The organism is Candidatus Puniceispirillum marinum IMCC1322, from assembly GCF_000024465.1.
Taxonomy (GTDB): domain Bacteria; phylum Pseudomonadota; class Alphaproteobacteria; order Puniceispirillales; family Puniceispirillaceae; genus Puniceispirillum; species Puniceispirillum marinum.
In genome coordinates, this window is the sequence record NC_014010.1 from 2,401,426 (window position 1) to 2,416,682 (window position 15,257).

Below are 15,257 nucleotides of genomic sequence, written 5' to 3' on the forward strand. Positions count from 1 at the left end.
TACACTCCTTGCAATGCCGTCAGGCTTGGTTGCCCGCAGGCTCTATTTTGTTGTGCTGTCGCCGGTATTGGTTTGCGTCTTTGCCGGCGGTCTAGCTTTGCCGCCTTGGCTGTCTTGTGGTGCGGCAAGATAGGCAACGCGGCTCATAAAGCCGCCATCATCGCCATCGACCAGCCGTTTGGCTTCATCGGCAATTGCATCAAGCATCCGCCCTAGCCAGCCTGATTGTTCGTCTTTGCTGAAATCGGTCAGTACCCAGTTTCGCACATCCATCGCAGGCACAGGTGGTCGTCCGATGCCGATACGCACGCGCCAGTAATCCTGTCCCAGATGCCGGTCAATATCGCGCAGGCCATTATGCCCGCCATGGCCACCACCAATTTTAACCTTGATCCGGCAAATGCCCAGATCAAGCTCGTCATGGAACACAAAAACCGAACGGGGATCGACTTTGTAAAATTTTATACATTCGGCAACTGGCAACCCCGATTTGTTCATAAAACTTTGGGGTTTCAGCAAGATCACCTTTTCCGTGCCGATACGTCCTTCGGACATCAGCGACAGATGTTTCTTTTTCCAAGGTGAAAAACCATGCTGATCAGCGATCCTGTCAACAGCCATGAACCCCGCATTATGCCTTTGGAAAGCATATTCGGGTCCGGGATTGCCAAGGCCTACAAATACCAGCATGGTCTCTACATTCGGATATGAAGCGACAAGCGATTATTCTTCGCTTGAGGCTTCCTCTTCGCCCTCTTCACCATCTGCGTCTTCATCTTCGTTCTTCACGCCGCCACCAGGTGACTGCAATGTGGCAACGGTAAAGTCGCGGTCGGTAATGGTTGGTTCAACACCGTCGGGCAGCGTAATCGCACTGATATGGATTGAGTCACCGATTTTCAGACCGTCAAGATCAATGATAATTTTTTCCGGAATATCGGTTGCTGGGCAATTCAGCTCGATTTCGTGACGGACAACGTTCAACACGCCACCAATCTTCAGCGCCGGACACAGATCCTCATTGATAAACTCAACAGGAACGCCAACGGCCACTTTTACCGAACCGGATACCCGCAGAAAATCCATATGCAGAATAGTGTCAGATACCGGATGGAACTGAATATCACGGGTTAGAACGGTGCTTTTCTTGCCATCGACCACGATCTCCAGCAAACGGCCGAAAATACCGGGCTGATGCACGATTTTGGTAATTTCACGGGTAGACATGTTAATGCCTAGAGGTTCCTTCTTGTCACCGTAAATAACGGCTGGGACAAGACCTGCGCGGCGTGCCGCACGGGCGGACCCCTTACCGACCCGTTCGCGCTGTTCAGCGCTAATGGTTGTTATGTCAGACATTGCTAACTCCTTTATCAAACAATGACTATGCCTCCAGGGGTGCATAGCGGTGCGAGGTATAGGCCGTAAATCACCAAAACACAAGCGTTTTACGTGCCGCAGACACGAATCGGCTTATGTTTTCTGACGCTGGTTTGAAATTTGAAAAAGGGGTCTAGGCAAAAGCCCCCAACCCATTAAATCATACCAATTAGAACAATGTCGAAACAGACCGTTCTTCATTGATTCGCAGGATCGCTTCGCCAAGCAAGGGTGCCACCGACAGATGCCGCACATTACGGGCAACCCGCACCGCTTCGGTGGCAGGAATCGAATCGGTTGTCACCAGCGAATTAAGCGGCGAGGCCGCCACCCGGCTCACCGCGCCGCCTGACAGAACGCCATGCGTAACATAGGCATCGACGCTCAACGCACCATCATTCATCAAGGCAACAGCCGCATTACATAATGTTCCGCCTGAATCAACAATATCGTCAACCATGATGCAATGACGTTTGCTCACATCACCGATGATATTCATGACTTCGGATACGCCAGCTTTAGGACGGCGCTTATCGATGATCGCCAGATCGGCATCAAGCCGTCTGGCCAATGAACGTGCCCGCACCACGCCGCCAACATCAGGCGATACGATCATCAATTTAGAGGCATCATAGCGTTGCTTGATATCTTCGATGAAAACCGGTGCGGCGAATAGATTGTCGGTGGGAATGTCGAAAAAGCCCTGTATCTGGCCAGCATGCAAATCAATCGTCAATACGCGATCGGCACCTGCCGAGGTGATCAGATTGGCTAGCAATTTTGCCGAAATCGGTGTGCGGGGGCCAGATTTACGATCTTGCCGCGCATAGCCGTAATAGGGCAGGACAGCTGTGATACGGCGGGCTGAACCGCGTCGTAGCGCATCAAGCGCGACCAGCAGTTCCATGACATTATCATTCGCGGGGAAACAGGTTGACTGGATAACAAATACATCCTCGCCACGAACATTCTCGTCAATCTCGACAAATACTTCCATATCGGCAAAGCGTTTGACATCGGCACGGGTCAACGGAACATCAAGGTAGGCGGCAATAGCTTCCGCAAGAGGACGGTTACTATTGCAAGATAAAATCTTCATGCGTCAAAACCTTTGCCGGTTTCCGTGGTCATACCCCACGTCAAGAAGCATGTTATTAGCAACCGCATGGCGAACCGACAAGGTGGTTTTCATCTTTTCTTTACACTTTTATTACGGACACTGTTCAGATGATGCAGCTAGCCAGTAAGGAAAGAAACAGTAACCCAAGGAAAATATACAGATGTGGCATTCTACACCTCTTGCATGGTGGTGGAAAATGGCTGCAGGGCAATGACCGAAATAAGGCGGCCTGAGTCGCTGTCACCGGCATGTGTCGCAAAACGATGCGAAAAGAACTGGTCTGATTCGCTATAGGTATCGCGCTGGCAATCATGAATCGTGTTAATGCGGCAACCTTTCAGACGCATGGCGATATAGCCAGCAAGGTCAAAGCGGTATTTGCCAGATTCTTGGTCAGCCGCAAAAAAGACCGCGGCATCTTCTGTGCTGGCCAGTGCTTCATCGCGCAGATCACCACCAACCTGATAACTATGCTGACGGATACAGGGGCCAATCACGGCGGTTATATTATCGCAGGTGGCACCGGCCTTGCACATGCGATTGATTGTTGCCTCCAGCACCCCACCACATGCACCGCGCCAGCCAGCATGCGCTGCGCCAATCACACCGGCCTCGCGGTCGGCAAACAGAACTGGGGTGCAATCGGCTGTCAAAATCGCCAGCCCATATTCAGCTATTGTTGTGACATGCGCATCGGCATCAGGACGCTGGCCTGCATCTTGATCCAATGCAACCAGCACGGCTTTGGCCGAATGGCATTGCCGTAGCCCGTATAATCTTTCCGCGCCTAGCGCAAGGCTGGTTGCAACCCGCCCTCTGTTTTCGGTGATGTTGGCAGGCATATCCTGTGATCCATAACCACAATTCAGACTATTATAATAACCGCTACTCACGCCGCCATTTCGGGTGAAAAATCCATGCTGAATTATGGTGCCCTCCGCATCTGGTGTCATCCAGTCATCAAACTGGATATACGGCAGCCCATCTGGCGAAATGACTGTCGAAAACCGCATCAGCGAGCCTGCCTATCTGATGGTTCTGTCTCGGCATTATGCGTGACAAAGCCTGGTGGGGTACCATCTCCCTGCGGCACCAGCAATGCCACCTTAAAGGCGCTTCCCATTTGTGCAGGGCTTACCAGCCGGTCATAAGCGGCCAGCAATGCTCGGCGCATCTCTGGATCGGCATGCTTGGCGGCCTGTTCGGCGCGCGCCTTGAGCCCAATCTGCGTCAGAAAGCTACCTTGCTCGACAGGGCCGATCAAACGCGCACCTGCTTCGCTGGCACAAGCAGCCAGCGCCCCGAAATCCACCCAATGCGATATATCGGCCTGACCTGGCTGATAGAACAGATCGACAGGCTTATGTGCGGCAACCGCCTGTACCGTATCGCCAAAATTATCTGTCTTGCCGTAATCAATGATCAAAATGGCACCGCCAAAGCGGGCTATATGCGCTGCCAGAACCTGCATTATATCTTCACCCATCACGCAAAATTCGGCAACCGTACCGTCTGGCGATGCGGCCTTGTGGCTCAGGTGCCACCTATCAAGCTCGGCGGTGGTCAGGGGTGCGCCTTCGCCAAAGCCTAATGCGGGAGTGGCTGTTACCAGCCGGTGCCGCCAAATGCCCTTACGGCAGATCGCATGTGCCACTGGCAAGGCATCGAAAAATTCATTGGCAATGCCATAAAGCGGTGCGGCAGGTAATGCCGATAGATCATCATGCCAATGGATCACCGCGTCTGGCAACGCTTGTTCTTGAAGCGTGCGCAGATAGGGGCTTGTTTCGATCAGATGCACCGTGCATGCCGCCAACTCCGGCATAAGCTGCCCCCAGACATGCCGCATATCGGCCATTAAGGTGCCGCGCCCGGGGCCACATTCGATGATTACTGGTTTTTTGCGCCCGGATTCTGTTTCCTCTGGTGCCTTGCCCAGCTCGAACATATGCGCCAGAAATAAACCACACATCTCGCCAAAAAGGCCGGATATCTCTGGCGCGGTAATAAAGTCCCCCTTGTGGCCAAAGGGATCGCTGGATTGATAATAGCCAGCATCAGCTGTACTTAACGCGATTTCGATATAGCGTGCCAGCGACAGCGGGCCATCAGCCACAATCTGCGCGACAAGCGAAGCTGTCATATCATCGGCATTTATTTCATTGCCGCTGGCAATAGTCATCTGCGGCGCTCCCGCATGATCAGATAAAGACCGCCTGCCAGCATCGGCAAGCACAGAATCTGTCCCATCGTGATCACACCGAATAAAATACCCAGATGCGCATCTGGCTCGCGTGCAAATTCGATCACATAACGGCTCGCCCCATAGCCGATCAGCATAATGGCGGTCAGCCGTCCTTGATATGCCAGCCAGCCTTTGCGATAGCCCATGATCATCACAAGCCCCAGCACCAGCCCTTCTAGCCCAGCTTCATAAAGCTGGCTTGGGTGGCGCGGGGCACCGTCGCTATGCGGGAACACCATCGCCCATGGCACGTCGGTAATGCGTCCCCATAATTCACCATTGATAAAATTGGCAATCCGGCCAAGGAACAGACCTATCGGCAATACCATTGACACTCGATCGCTGATCGCCAGCACCGGTATCTTATGCCGTCGTGCCAGCAGCATCATGGCCAATGTAACACCGATCAATCCGCCGTGAAATGACATGCCACCTTGCCATATCTTAAAGATATCTAGCGGATGGGATAGGAAATAGCTGGCATTGTAAAACAGTACATAGCCAAGACGCCCGCCCGCAATGATCCCGATCAATACATAGTTCAACAAGCTATCAAGCGCGACACTGGTCATGACTGAGTCGGCTTTATTCGCCTCACGCTTCAGCAGATAAAAGCCGATAAGCAGGCCCGCTATATAGGCCAGCGCGTACCAGCGAATGCCAAAATTACCAAACTGAATGGCAAACTCATTGAATTCAGGCAGAATGATTCTGGCTGATGACAGTATCTCGGTTGTTTGGGTCTCGGCGGTTTGGGCGTAACTTGTCATGGCTAGATACGATCCGGCTTAGTTGAAACTATCGTCGCATCGACAAAGATTAGTGATGCGACATCATCTGGTGATTGCAAGCTTAGCGCATTCACCTTATCTCTAGTAGAGGATAAATATGCAACTTGCTTATGTTTGGGTAAACTGCCTATCACATATGCAGAGATTGTGTCGTCATAGTAGGAGAATTTCATGGCTTTGCGTTCATCTTTAATGTCAGACCTTGCCCAGATGGCCAATGGGGCCGCGTCCGCCCTCGGTGGGGTGCGCGAGGAAATAGATAATATGATTCGCCATCGTTTGGAACGCACCTTGAATGCGCGTGGATTGGTCACACGTGAAGAATTTGACGCGTTGCGCACCCGTCATGAGGCACTTGCTGCGCGTCTGGCCGTGCTTGAGGCCGCCGCTTTAGGTCAGCCAGCCCGCAAATCTAAGGCCAAAACCGCATCCGAATCATCTGCCGAATCGACGCCTCGCACAGCCGCAAAAACTGCCAAGCGCCCTGCGGCTAAAAAACCAGCAGTAAAAAAGTCTGCCGCGCCAAAAAATAAATGAAATGTGACTGATGGCTGTATCAAGCCGAATCACCAGAAAAACAGGAAAAAACACTAAAAATTGTGGTTTTGCAAATTCCAGACACTAAATATTGTGTCGAAATAGCTTGATCAACCGCACCGCTTTTGTCATTTTAAGTCATGAAGGTGTCTTTCTAGGCATCCCAACGCATATGCCTTATTGGAACATGACAATGGCGCTGACCCAGCACACAGACGATATTATTCTTGCCGATCCTATTGAGCTTGTGTCGCGTTTTGTCACGCGGCATGACTGGCTTTTGCGGCGTCAGGCCAGCAACGCCATCTTTGCTGAAATTCCCGGTAAATGGAGCGATTATCAACTGCACGCCACCTGGCAGGATTCAGAACAGACAATGCATGTGACTTGCCGCATTGATATTCAGGCTGATGAAAGCCAGTTTGGCGAAATAGCCTTGCTTGCCGCTTTGTTAAATCAGCAGGTGTTTATTGGGCATTTGGCGTTTGATATCACCAATGGTGAGCTCGAATTACGTCATACGCTGGCTTTGCGTGGTGCGGGCGGGGCTACGCCTGAACAGATCGAAGATGTGGTTGATATCATGCTTGGCGAATGTGAACAGAATTTTCCAGCCATTTATCAGGTGGCGCATGGCACCATGCAGGCGACCGACGCTGCCGCCATCGTCTTGATGCCGACAATGGGTGAGGCATGAGCACAACCAGCCACCTGTTACCACAACATCATATCGTCCTTATTGGATGCGGTAAGATGGGTGGGGCCATGCTTGAAGGCTGGATTGCTGATACCGAACTTGACGCGCATTTTTCCATAATCGAACCGTTTCAGGATCATCTTGGCTGGACAACCAAACACGCCCATATCGCGCTATTTGAAAGTTGTGCCGCCGCTGAATCCGCATCTATCCCGCCCGCGACGATCATCGTACTGGCAGTAAAGCCGCAGATGATGGATGCGGCCATAGGTCATTTTGCCCCTATGATTGATGGTGACACTGCGTTTCTGTCGATCGCCGCCGGCATTACCACGGCCTGGCTGGCATCACGTCTTGACGCTTTGACGGGGGGCACCGCGCCAATCCTACGCGCTATGCCGAATACACCCGCCGCAATTGGTCATGGTATCACCGTGCTATATAGCGGTAAGGCTGCTGATACAAAGCGGGATCTTGCTGCCCAGCTATTGGCGGCGGTCGGTCAGGTTGTGATGATTGACGATGAAAGCCTGATGGACGCCGTTACCGCGGTTTCGGGTTCCGGGCCTGCCTATGTGTTTTTGCTTGCCGAGGTGATGACCAAAGCGGCAATCGAAGCTGGCTTGCCAGCTGATCTGGCTGCTGAACTTGCCGAGGCCACGGTGGCGGGGGCTGGCGCGCTGATTGCGGCATCTGACGATGATCCGTCAATCTTGCGTGCCAATGTGACCAGCAAGGGTGGCACCACGGCCGCAGCCCTTGATGTGCTGATGGCGGATGATGGCATGGCCCCTTTGCTGGCGCGTGCTATCGCGGCGGCGAAAGCCCGTTCCATCGCGCTAGGAAGCTGATTGCAACGCCATTTTTAAATCACGCCAGTCATTGATTTTGACTGCTGGCTGGAAATCTGCGTCTATTTTCTTATATAGTGAGTATCAATCCATTATTGCTGGGTAAAGATGTGATGCATGACGCCGATCAGGATACCACTATAGTTATGAGCCAGCTTGCCGCGGTTGCCTTTGACATGCTGGCAGATAAGCCGCTTGAGCAGATCAGCCTTGATGATGTTGCTGATGCGGCCGATATCGATCGTAGCTATGCTGCGATTTGTGCGGGCACTGTTTCGGCGCTGATTTTGCATCATCTATCGATGCTTGATAACAAGGCGATGAGTGAAACCTATGACGATCTCAAAGATGCTGGTGAGGTGTCGATCCGCGAAAAGATCCTCGAAGCTATTTTGCACCGTTTTGAGGTCTATAATCCGCATAAAAAGGCCGTGGCTTCGCTGGCTAAATCGGCGCTACGCACCCCGCCCTTTGGTCTGGAATTATTAGCCAGGCGCGTAGCCATTACCCGCCGCCTGTTATTATTATGTGGCGATAATCCGCATGGCTGGCAAGGCGAAGCCCGCATTCACGGTGTTGTGGGCGTGATGGTGGCTAGTGCGCGTGTTTGGCACAAAGATGATTCCCCTGATTTATCGATGACAATGAAGGAAATTGACCGTCGTCTTGAACAGGCCGAAGATTGGGGATATTCACTTGGGGTTTTTGGTCGTGGCGCGTCCAGACAAAAATCTGATGCGGCCGATAGGGCGGATGCCGATGTCGCCGCAAATAAAGAAGCCGATCATGACTGAAGCGCATTTTGACGATTTTCTCAAACTTGATATTCGTTGCGGTACGATCATAAAGGCCGAACCCTTTCCCGAAGCGCGCAAACCGGCGGTCAAGCTGGTTATTGATTTTGGCGGTGATCTGGGGACGCGCAAATCATCTGCGCAAATAACCAAACATTATGATTGCGATGCGTTACTGGGCAAGCAGGTCATGGCGGTAGTTAATTTTCCACCGCGCCAGATTGGTCCTGTCATGTCCGAGGTGCTAACACTTGGTGTGCCTGATGATGCTGGCGAAGTGGTGCTGGTCTGTCCCGATAAATCGGTGCCGGATGGTGGCCGCCTCTATTAGATCACAAGGCTACATAGGTAGCTTTATGGTCACCCGTAAACCGCCCAATGGTGAATTCAATAACGTCAGTTCGCCGCCATGCCCCAGCACAATGTCGCTGGCAATTGACAGCCCCAGTCCGGTGCCACCTGTTTTACGGTTGCGTGATTCCTCGAGCCGGATAAAGGGTCGGATCGCATCGGCGCGCAATTCTTCGGGGATGCCCGCCCCATTATCATCAAATATAAAGGTGATTTCATCATTGCGAATGCGCACCGTGACAACGGTCTTGGTCGAATAGCGCACGGCATTGGAAATGATATTTGAAAAGGCGCGCTGGATGGCATTGCGGCGAATGGAAAAAGGCGGGACTGCCGGTTCGGGGGCTTCAAAGCTGATATCAAAATCATGGGCTTTGGCGGCCTGACTGACCAGCCGGGATAACATCTTGTCCACTTCAACTTCTACCGTTGGTTCTTCACCTTCGCCGGCGGCAAAAGACAGATAACCGTCAATCATATCTTCCATTTCGTCGATATCCTGACGGATGGCCTTAAGATCATCATTATCTTCCATCAGCGCCAATTGCAGTCTGACTCTTGTAAGGGGTGTACGTAAATCATGGCTAACACCGGCAAGCATGGCAGTACGCTCGTTTAACTGCCGCATGATACGGTGGCGCATAGCCTGAAAGGCGCGGCCTGCCAGCCGCACTTCCTGCGCCCCTTCAAGCCGGTAATCAGGGGCTTGGCGTCCTAGACCCAATTGTCGTGCGGCATTGGCAAGCCGGTGAATCGGACGTACCTGACCACGCAGAAAAATCAGCGCCACGCCGAATAGAATGATCGAAGACCCGACTGTCCAGCCGATGAATGTCCAGCTGGTCGAGCTGAAAATGCGCTTGCGGCTGGCATAGATGCGCAGCACACCGCTACCAAGTTCGATATCAACCGAGATCAGATTCGGATTGCTATCGACATCGACATACCACGGCAATGTTACACGTTTGGCAAGTTCTGTCCGCAACATCTGTTCGGCAAAGGTGTCTGCGGGCGTCACATTGGTTTCGGCAAGGCTGGCATCTTTGGTAAAGTTGATCGGAAAGGAAAAATATTGCCAGCCGTGATCCATAATGACCTGAAGCTCTTCGTCAGTCGGATCCGGTCCAAGCCCTTCCAGCAGATAGGCAAATTCGGATGTCAGGCTTGACGCCATATGGCGTGTTACCGTGTCCCAATGGCGCTCATAGAAAATGAATACGGTGATAATCTGCACAAAAATCATCGGTGCCAGAATAATCGATAACATCCGGCCAAATAGTGTTTTGGGAAGAAACTCGCGTAACTGCATTATCTGGGCGGCCTATCTGTACGTAAAAGCCAGCCACGATTCCGGACGGTTTGCAAAAATACTGGATGCCGCGGATCGGGTTCCAGTTTCCGCCGTAATCGGGCGACCGCAACATCGATTGATCGGCCTTCCATGCGCCCTTCAACCGCGCTGGACAGATCATCACGCGACAGCACCGTATCCGGAGCATTGGCAAAACTTGCCAGAAGTTGCTGTTCGGCCGTGGTTATGTGAATGCGTTCCTCGTCACGTGTCAGCGTACTTGTGGCGGGATCAAAGGCGAAAGGCCCGAAATTGATCAGCGCATTAGGCTCATGACTGATGGTTGCTTTACGTTCCAGAATACGTTTGATCCTTAATACAAGTTCACGCGGTTCAAATGGCTTTGACATGTAATCATCGGCGCCTGTTTCCAGCCCTTCGATTCGATGTTCGGTCTCTGACATGGCGGTCAGAAATAAAACTGGCACATTATCCTTTTTGCGCAATTCTTGTAAAAACTCCAGCCCGGTTTCGCCAGGCATCATGATGTCGATTATCAACAGATCAAATACAAGGCATGTCAGAATCTGGCGGGCTTCACTGGCATTAGCGGCATCGGTGACACGAAAACCGCTTTCCTCCAGAAACCGGCGCAAAAGATCACGCAGACGTTCGTCATCATCAATAACCAGAATGTGATGCTGACTCATTATTGTGTGCCTCTTGCGATCATCATGGCGATCACTTCGGTTTATCGTCAAAACTGTCTATTTGGTCGCGCGTTGATTGATCAACTAACCCGCGTAAGACACGTTGAAATCCCTCAACAGCGTCAACCCCGGCTTCACGATAGGCGCGTGCGAATCGTTTGCCTTGCAGGCTTGTCAGTTGATGTTCAAGCGCGGTGCCTTTATCGGTCAGATATAGCAATCTTTGTCTGCGATCCGTAGTGCCGGTTTCCTGCAAAACAAACCCATCTTCCATCAAGGCTGATAATACACGCGATAGGCTTTGCTTGGTAATATTCAGAATAACCAGAAGTTCGGATACGGAAATCCCCGGGCTACGCCCGATAAAATAGATGGCACGATGATGCGCCCGTCCCATATTCTGGTCTTCCAGAATCGAGTCGGGTTCACCTGTAAAGTCACGATAGGCAAAGAACATCAGTTCTATTCCCCGTCGAAGCTCCTCCTCGCGTAAAAAAAGAGCCTTGCCAATCGGTTTTATGTCAGCCATGTTGACCAATTATAATTATGCCAGAATATCTTGATACCTTAGGTAACATAAAATGGCCAGTTTGGAACTAAACAACGCACAAAACATTAAGATTTTTGACGTTGTTGACAGAATTTAGGAGCTAACAATGGCGTTAATTCCATTTGATGATAGAGATGGATCGATTTGGTTAGACGGTGAAATTGTGCCATGGCGTGATGCCAAAACACATACACTTAGCCACGGTTTACATTATGCAAGCCTCGTTTTTGAGGGTGAGCGCGTATATTCAGGCGTTGTCTTTGAAGGTGTTCGGCATACAAAACGTCTGCGCCAGTCATGCAACATTCTGGATTTTGATATTCCGATCACCGACGATGAGGTTGAAGCTGCCAAACTGGCAGTTGTCGAAGCCAATAATATTGTTGATGGATATGTGCGGGCATTTTGCTGGCGCGGGTCGGAAATGATGGCAATCTCGGCCCAGCAGACAACAACGCATGTCGCTATCGCCGCTTGGGAATGGCCAAGCTATTTTGATCCCGAAACCAAGATGAAAGGCATCACGCTCGACATTTCGCAATGGCGACGTCCATCACCTGAGTCGGCGCCTGTACAAGCCAAAGCAGCTGGTCTCTATATGATCTGTACCCTCTCCAAGCATGCGGCTGAAAAAAAGGGCTTTCAGGACTCGCTGATGCTTGATTACCGCGGCTATATTGCCGAGGCGACGGGCGCGAATGTATTTTTCATCGATGGCGAAGGCACTATCCATACGCCTATTCCTGACTGCTTCTTGAATGGCATTACCCGCCAGACCGTGATTGAAATGGCCAAATCGATGCAGATCAAGGTTGTCGAGCGGCATATGAATCCTGAAGACATGGCTAGCATGAAGGAATGTTTTCTCACAGGCACCGCGGCCGAGGTAACGCCGGTATCACAGATCGGGGATTACAAGTTCACCCCGTCCGATATCAGCCGCCAGCTTGTTGACGGCTATGAAAATTTGGTGCGTGGACGTTAAACAGCTCTGCCTAGGTTTAAACTGATCTTTAAGCCGATATGGGCAAGCCAATATGGGCTAGCCACCGGTAACGGGTGGGAAGAAAGCAATCTCGTCGCCAGTGGCAATCTCTGTGTCGATACTGCCATAGGTGCGGTTTACCGCCACCCGTACTGTTTCCATATCGCCCAGCGCTTTTGCATGGCCATCCGATTGTGCTTTCAGATAAGCGACGATATCGCCGACAGTGTGCATATCGGCGTTTATCTTTATGTCTTCGGTCGCGCATCCGGTATGTTCGCGTAACCATGCAAAATATAAAATAGTGACCATCATTACCTCAGGTGGCTTCGCAGTATCTTAATTTTGTAGTCGGATATGAAATTACCTATTTGGAACTTGCCGCAACCCAGCGACTATATATCCCATGCCTGTCTGTAAGGTCAGCAATGTAGCCACCCATAACAACATCAAGCCGATATCATGTGCATAGATAAGGCTGGGGAAGGCAGGTGCGCCAATCAATGTGCCCAGCGCCAGAATCTGCACCGTTGTTTTCCATTTGGCAAGGCGGGTAACCGGCACGGTAAAACTGATCTTGGCCAGATATTCACGCAAGCCGGAAATCATGAATTCGCGGCTTAGGATCAATAAGGCAGGCACAAGGAAAACCCAACCACTGGTCTGCACGCTTGCCAATGCCAGCAGCACTGCGCCGATAAGCATTTTGTCGGCAATAGGGTCAAGCATTTCACCAAAGCCTGACTCAATCTTCATCTGACGGGCCAGCATACCATCCAGATAATCTGTAATGCTGGCAATCGTGAATAGGATGAAGGCGACAAAATAGCCATAGGACACATCGTCGATCCAAATCATGATGGCAATGACAGGCGTCACGGCAATCCGTAACATAGTCATCCAGTTGGGTATGCTATCGATAGACATCATGTTATTGCCTTTAGCTTGCTGGTCAGAGGGTTTTAACAACCCGCATTGCTATGTTTATCCCAATACATCATTTCTGACCACTATAGAACCAATCAAAAATCTGTTGTGCAAATGTTTTTGAAATACCTTCGACCGCTTCCAGATCTTTCAGCCCTGCAGCCGAGACCGCACGCGCCGATCCGAAATGTGCCAATAAGGCCTTTTTGCGTTTGGGGCCGATGCCTGGCACGGCATCAAGCGGGCTGGTAAGTTCGGTTTTGAGACGTTTACTGCGATGCGTGCCGATGGCATAGCGATGTGCTTCATCGCGAAGCCGTTGCAGAAAATGCATGGCCGAGGCGTTTGGCGGCAAGGTAAAGCTCTGACGGCCATTCATGTGAAATTGTTCGCGGCCAGCGTTACGGTCAGGGCCTTTTGAAATGGCCACAACATCAATATCGCTCACGCCCAGTTCTTCCATCACTTCGGTCACCGCCGATAGCTGGCCTTTGCCACCATCGATTAGCAATAAATCCGGCCAGTTATCAGACAGGCGATCCGGATCTTCTTTCAATGCGCGTTCAAAGCGGCGGTTGATGACCTGACGCATCATTTCAAAATCATCACCTTGGACGGTGCCGAATTTGCCATCATCCTTGATATTGAAGCGGCGATAGGCAGATTTCATAAAGCCTTCAGCGCCCGCCACAACCATGCCCCCGACAGCGTGTTTGCCCTGAATATGCGAATTGTCATAAATTTCGATCCGCTCGGGTGCTGCCGCAAGGCCAAGCGCTTCGGCAAGTTCACCCAGCAGGCGTCGTTGCGATGCCGAATTGGCCAGATGCCGCGCCAGCGCCTCTTCGGCATTTTTAATCGCCATCGTCATGATCTTGTGGCGTGCGCCGCGTTGCGGGCTGCTCAGCTTGACTGTCCGTCCGGCTTGACTCGATAAAGCATCAGCGATCAAATCGGCATCATCGGGCATTTCGCATAGCAATATTTCGGCAGGGGCTTCCTTGTCGTCATAGAACTGCCCCATAAAGGCGGTCAGCGTTTCGGCGGGTGGCGTGGTGCCCGGGTGGGTCAGGAAATACGAACGATTGCCATAATTAGATCCCCCACGGATAAAGAAAATCTGGATACATGATCGCGCACCGCTTTGGGCAATGGCGATAATATCGGCATCTTTCAGATTCGGGATATTGATATCCTGACTGGCCTGAATACCGGTGAGGGCGCGGATACGGTTGCGCCAGATCGCTGCCGTTTCGAATTCCAGCTTTTCCGCCGCATCATGCATACGGCGCGCGTAATCGCGTTGAATTTGTGCCGAATCTCCGGATAGGAAACGCCGCGCCTGATTCATCTGTTTGGCATAATCGGCTTTATTGACATAACCAACGCAAGGCGCGGTACAGCGTTTGATCTGATATTGCAGACAGGGGCGCGTGCGCGTGGCGAAAACCGAGTCCGAACAGGTGCGCAGCATAAAGGCGCGCGCCAGATCGGCAACCGTCCGGTTCACCGATCCGGCCGATGCAAAGGGGCCGAAATAATCACCCTTGCGGTTTTTGCGACCCCGATGTTTTGCCAGCTGGCCAAAATCATGATCGGCAGTTAATAAAATCTGCGGCAGGCTTTTATCGTCGCGCAACAGAATATTGTAACGCGGCTTCATTTTCTTGATCAGATTTGATTCAAGCAACAAGGCTTCGATTTCTGATTTGGTAACAATCACCTCAAGCTTTTCGGTTTCGCTGACCATGCGCATGATCCGGTTGGAAAGTCGGTTTGGCTGCGTATAGTTGCTAACCCGCCGCACCAGATCGCGCGCTTTGCCCACATACAGCACTTCGCCCAGCCCATTGGTCATCCGGTACACACCTGGTTGATGCGGCAACACCTTCAGCTCTTCTTTCAGATAGCTGATGCCACGCCAGATATCTGGTGGCAGATTGCCCATCTTGGCGTCATCATCAAGGCTTTGTATCGGCGTGCTCATGAAATTAATCTAAGCCTTTCAAAGACTTTGGCATAGCCCCG

The 15,257-nt window shown here is 51.5% G+C and carries 18 protein-coding genes; 6 read left to right on the forward strand and 12 right to left on the reverse strand.

Annotated features, from left to right (window positions below; all coding sequences use genetic code 11):
- Positions 1–42: 42 nt before the first annotated feature.
- From pth to lgt, 6 genes are all read right to left on the reverse strand, one after another.
- Positions 43–690, reverse strand: coding sequence for an aminoacyl-tRNA hydrolase (pth, locus tag SAR116_RS11230; RefSeq protein ID WP_013047062.1), 648 nt, complete (start codon positions 688–690; stop codon positions 43–45).
- 33 nt (positions 691–723) lie between these two features.
- Positions 724–1,359 (reverse strand): 50S ribosomal protein L25/general stress protein Ctc, encoded by a 636-nt coding sequence (locus SAR116_RS11235; protein ID WP_013047063.1) that lies wholly within the window; start codon positions 1,357–1,359, stop codon positions 724–726.
- A 190-nt stretch (positions 1,360–1,549) separates the two neighbouring features.
- Positions 1,550–2,479, reverse strand: a complete 930-nt coding sequence (locus SAR116_RS11240) for a ribose-phosphate pyrophosphokinase (protein ID WP_013047064.1) — start codon at positions 2,477–2,479, stop codon at positions 1,550–1,552.
- Positions 2,480–2,670: 191 nt separating this feature from the next.
- Entirely contained in the window at positions 2,671–3,513 is an 843-nt protein-coding gene (pgeF, locus tag SAR116_RS11245) for a peptidoglycan editing factor PgeF (RefSeq protein ID WP_013047065.1), read from the reverse strand.
- Positions 3,513–4,682, reverse strand: a complete 1,170-nt coding sequence (locus SAR116_RS11250) for a class I SAM-dependent methyltransferase (RefSeq protein ID WP_013047066.1) — start codon at positions 4,680–4,682, stop codon at positions 3,513–3,515. Before SAR116_RS11250 ends, pgeF begins: the two co-directional genes overlap by 1 nt.
- The gene (gene lgt, locus SAR116_RS11255) at positions 4,679–5,515 is read right to left on the reverse strand and encodes a prolipoprotein diacylglyceryl transferase (protein ID WP_013047067.1); all 837 of its coding nucleotides are present in this window, start codon (positions 5,513–5,515) and stop codon (positions 4,679–4,681) included. Before lgt ends, SAR116_RS11250 begins: the two co-directional genes overlap by 4 nt.
- 192 nt (positions 5,516–5,707) lie before the next feature.
- Here lgt and SAR116_RS13520 point away from each other — a divergent pair, with 192 nt between their 5' ends.
- The 5 genes from SAR116_RS13520 to SAR116_RS11285 all read left to right on the forward strand — a co-directional run bounded on the left by SAR116_RS13520 (position 5,708) and on the right by SAR116_RS11285 (position 8,746).
- On the forward strand, positions 5,708–6,073 hold the full coding sequence (locus SAR116_RS13520) for an accessory factor UbiK family protein (RefSeq protein ID WP_013047068.1): 366 nt from the start codon (positions 5,708–5,710) through the stop codon (positions 6,071–6,073).
- Positions 6,074–6,179: 106 nt separating this feature from the next.
- Positions 6,180–6,770, forward strand: a complete 591-nt coding sequence (locus tag SAR116_RS11270) for a type III secretion system chaperone family protein (protein WP_049757543.1) — start codon at positions 6,180–6,182, stop codon at positions 6,768–6,770.
- Positions 6,767–7,621 carry a pyrroline-5-carboxylate reductase gene (proC, locus tag SAR116_RS11275; protein ID WP_083775290.1) on the forward strand — a complete coding sequence of 285 codons (855 nt, stop codon included), beginning with the start codon at positions 6,767–6,769 and terminating at the stop codon, positions 7,619–7,621. The genes SAR116_RS11270 and proC overlap by 4 nt, the downstream gene beginning before the upstream one ends.
- 113 nt (positions 7,622–7,734) lie before the next feature.
- The gene (locus SAR116_RS11280; protein WP_013047071.1) at positions 7,735–8,415 is read left to right on the forward strand and encodes a TetR family transcriptional regulator; all 681 of its coding nucleotides are present in this window, start codon (positions 7,735–7,737) and stop codon (positions 8,413–8,415) included.
- A complete protein-coding gene (locus SAR116_RS11285) occupies positions 8,381–8,746 on the forward strand; it encodes a tRNA-binding protein (protein ID WP_013047072.1) in 366 nt (121 codons plus the stop codon). The genes SAR116_RS11280 and SAR116_RS11285 overlap by 35 nt, the downstream gene beginning before the upstream one ends.
- Positions 8,747–8,755: 9 nt before the next feature.
- On the opposite strand, the gene SAR116_RS11290 is transcribed toward SAR116_RS11285, so the two are convergent.
- From SAR116_RS11290 to SAR116_RS11300, 3 genes are read right to left on the reverse strand one after another with little or no spacing between them, the layout of a single operon-like run.
- The gene (locus SAR116_RS11290) at positions 8,756–10,075 is read right to left on the reverse strand and encodes an ATP-binding protein (protein WP_013047073.1); all 1,320 of its coding nucleotides are present in this window, start codon (positions 10,073–10,075) and stop codon (positions 8,756–8,758) included.
- Complete coding sequence (locus SAR116_RS11295; RefSeq protein ID WP_013047074.1) at positions 10,075–10,767, reverse strand: response regulator; 693 nt, start codon at positions 10,765–10,767, stop codon at positions 10,075–10,077. The genes SAR116_RS11290 and SAR116_RS11295 overlap by 1 nt, the downstream gene beginning before the upstream one ends.
- A gap of 31 nt (positions 10,768–10,798) precedes the next feature.
- The gene (locus SAR116_RS11300) at positions 10,799–11,296 is read right to left on the reverse strand and encodes a MarR family winged helix-turn-helix transcriptional regulator (protein WP_041860931.1); all 498 of its coding nucleotides are present in this window, start codon (positions 11,294–11,296) and stop codon (positions 10,799–10,801) included.
- 127 nt (positions 11,297–11,423) lie between these two features.
- Here SAR116_RS11300 and SAR116_RS11305 point away from each other — a divergent pair, with 127 nt between their 5' ends.
- Positions 11,424–12,302 carry a branched-chain amino acid aminotransferase gene (locus SAR116_RS11305; protein ID WP_013047076.1) on the forward strand — a complete coding sequence of 293 codons (879 nt, stop codon included), beginning with the start codon at positions 11,424–11,426 and terminating at the stop codon, positions 12,300–12,302.
- Between the two features lie 57 nt (positions 12,303–12,359).
- On the opposite strand, the gene moaD is transcribed toward SAR116_RS11305, so the two are convergent.
- The 3 genes from moaD to uvrC form a co-directional block, all read right to left on the reverse strand.
- Entirely contained in the window at positions 12,360–12,617 is a 258-nt protein-coding gene (moaD, locus tag SAR116_RS11310) for a molybdopterin converting factor subunit 1 (protein ID WP_238531155.1), read from the reverse strand.
- A 48-nt stretch (positions 12,618–12,665) separates the two neighbouring features.
- Complete coding sequence (gene pgsA, locus SAR116_RS11315; RefSeq protein ID WP_013047078.1) at positions 12,666–13,232, reverse strand: CDP-diacylglycerol--glycerol-3-phosphate 3-phosphatidyltransferase; 567 nt, start codon at positions 13,230–13,232, stop codon at positions 12,666–12,668.
- A 67-nt stretch (positions 13,233–13,299) separates the two neighbouring features.
- Positions 13,300–15,177 carry an excinuclease ABC subunit UvrC gene (uvrC, locus tag SAR116_RS11320; protein WP_041861466.1) on the reverse strand — a complete coding sequence of 626 codons (1,878 nt, stop codon included), beginning with the start codon at positions 15,175–15,177 and terminating at the stop codon, positions 13,300–13,302.
- Positions 15,178–15,257 lie beyond the last annotated feature (80 nt).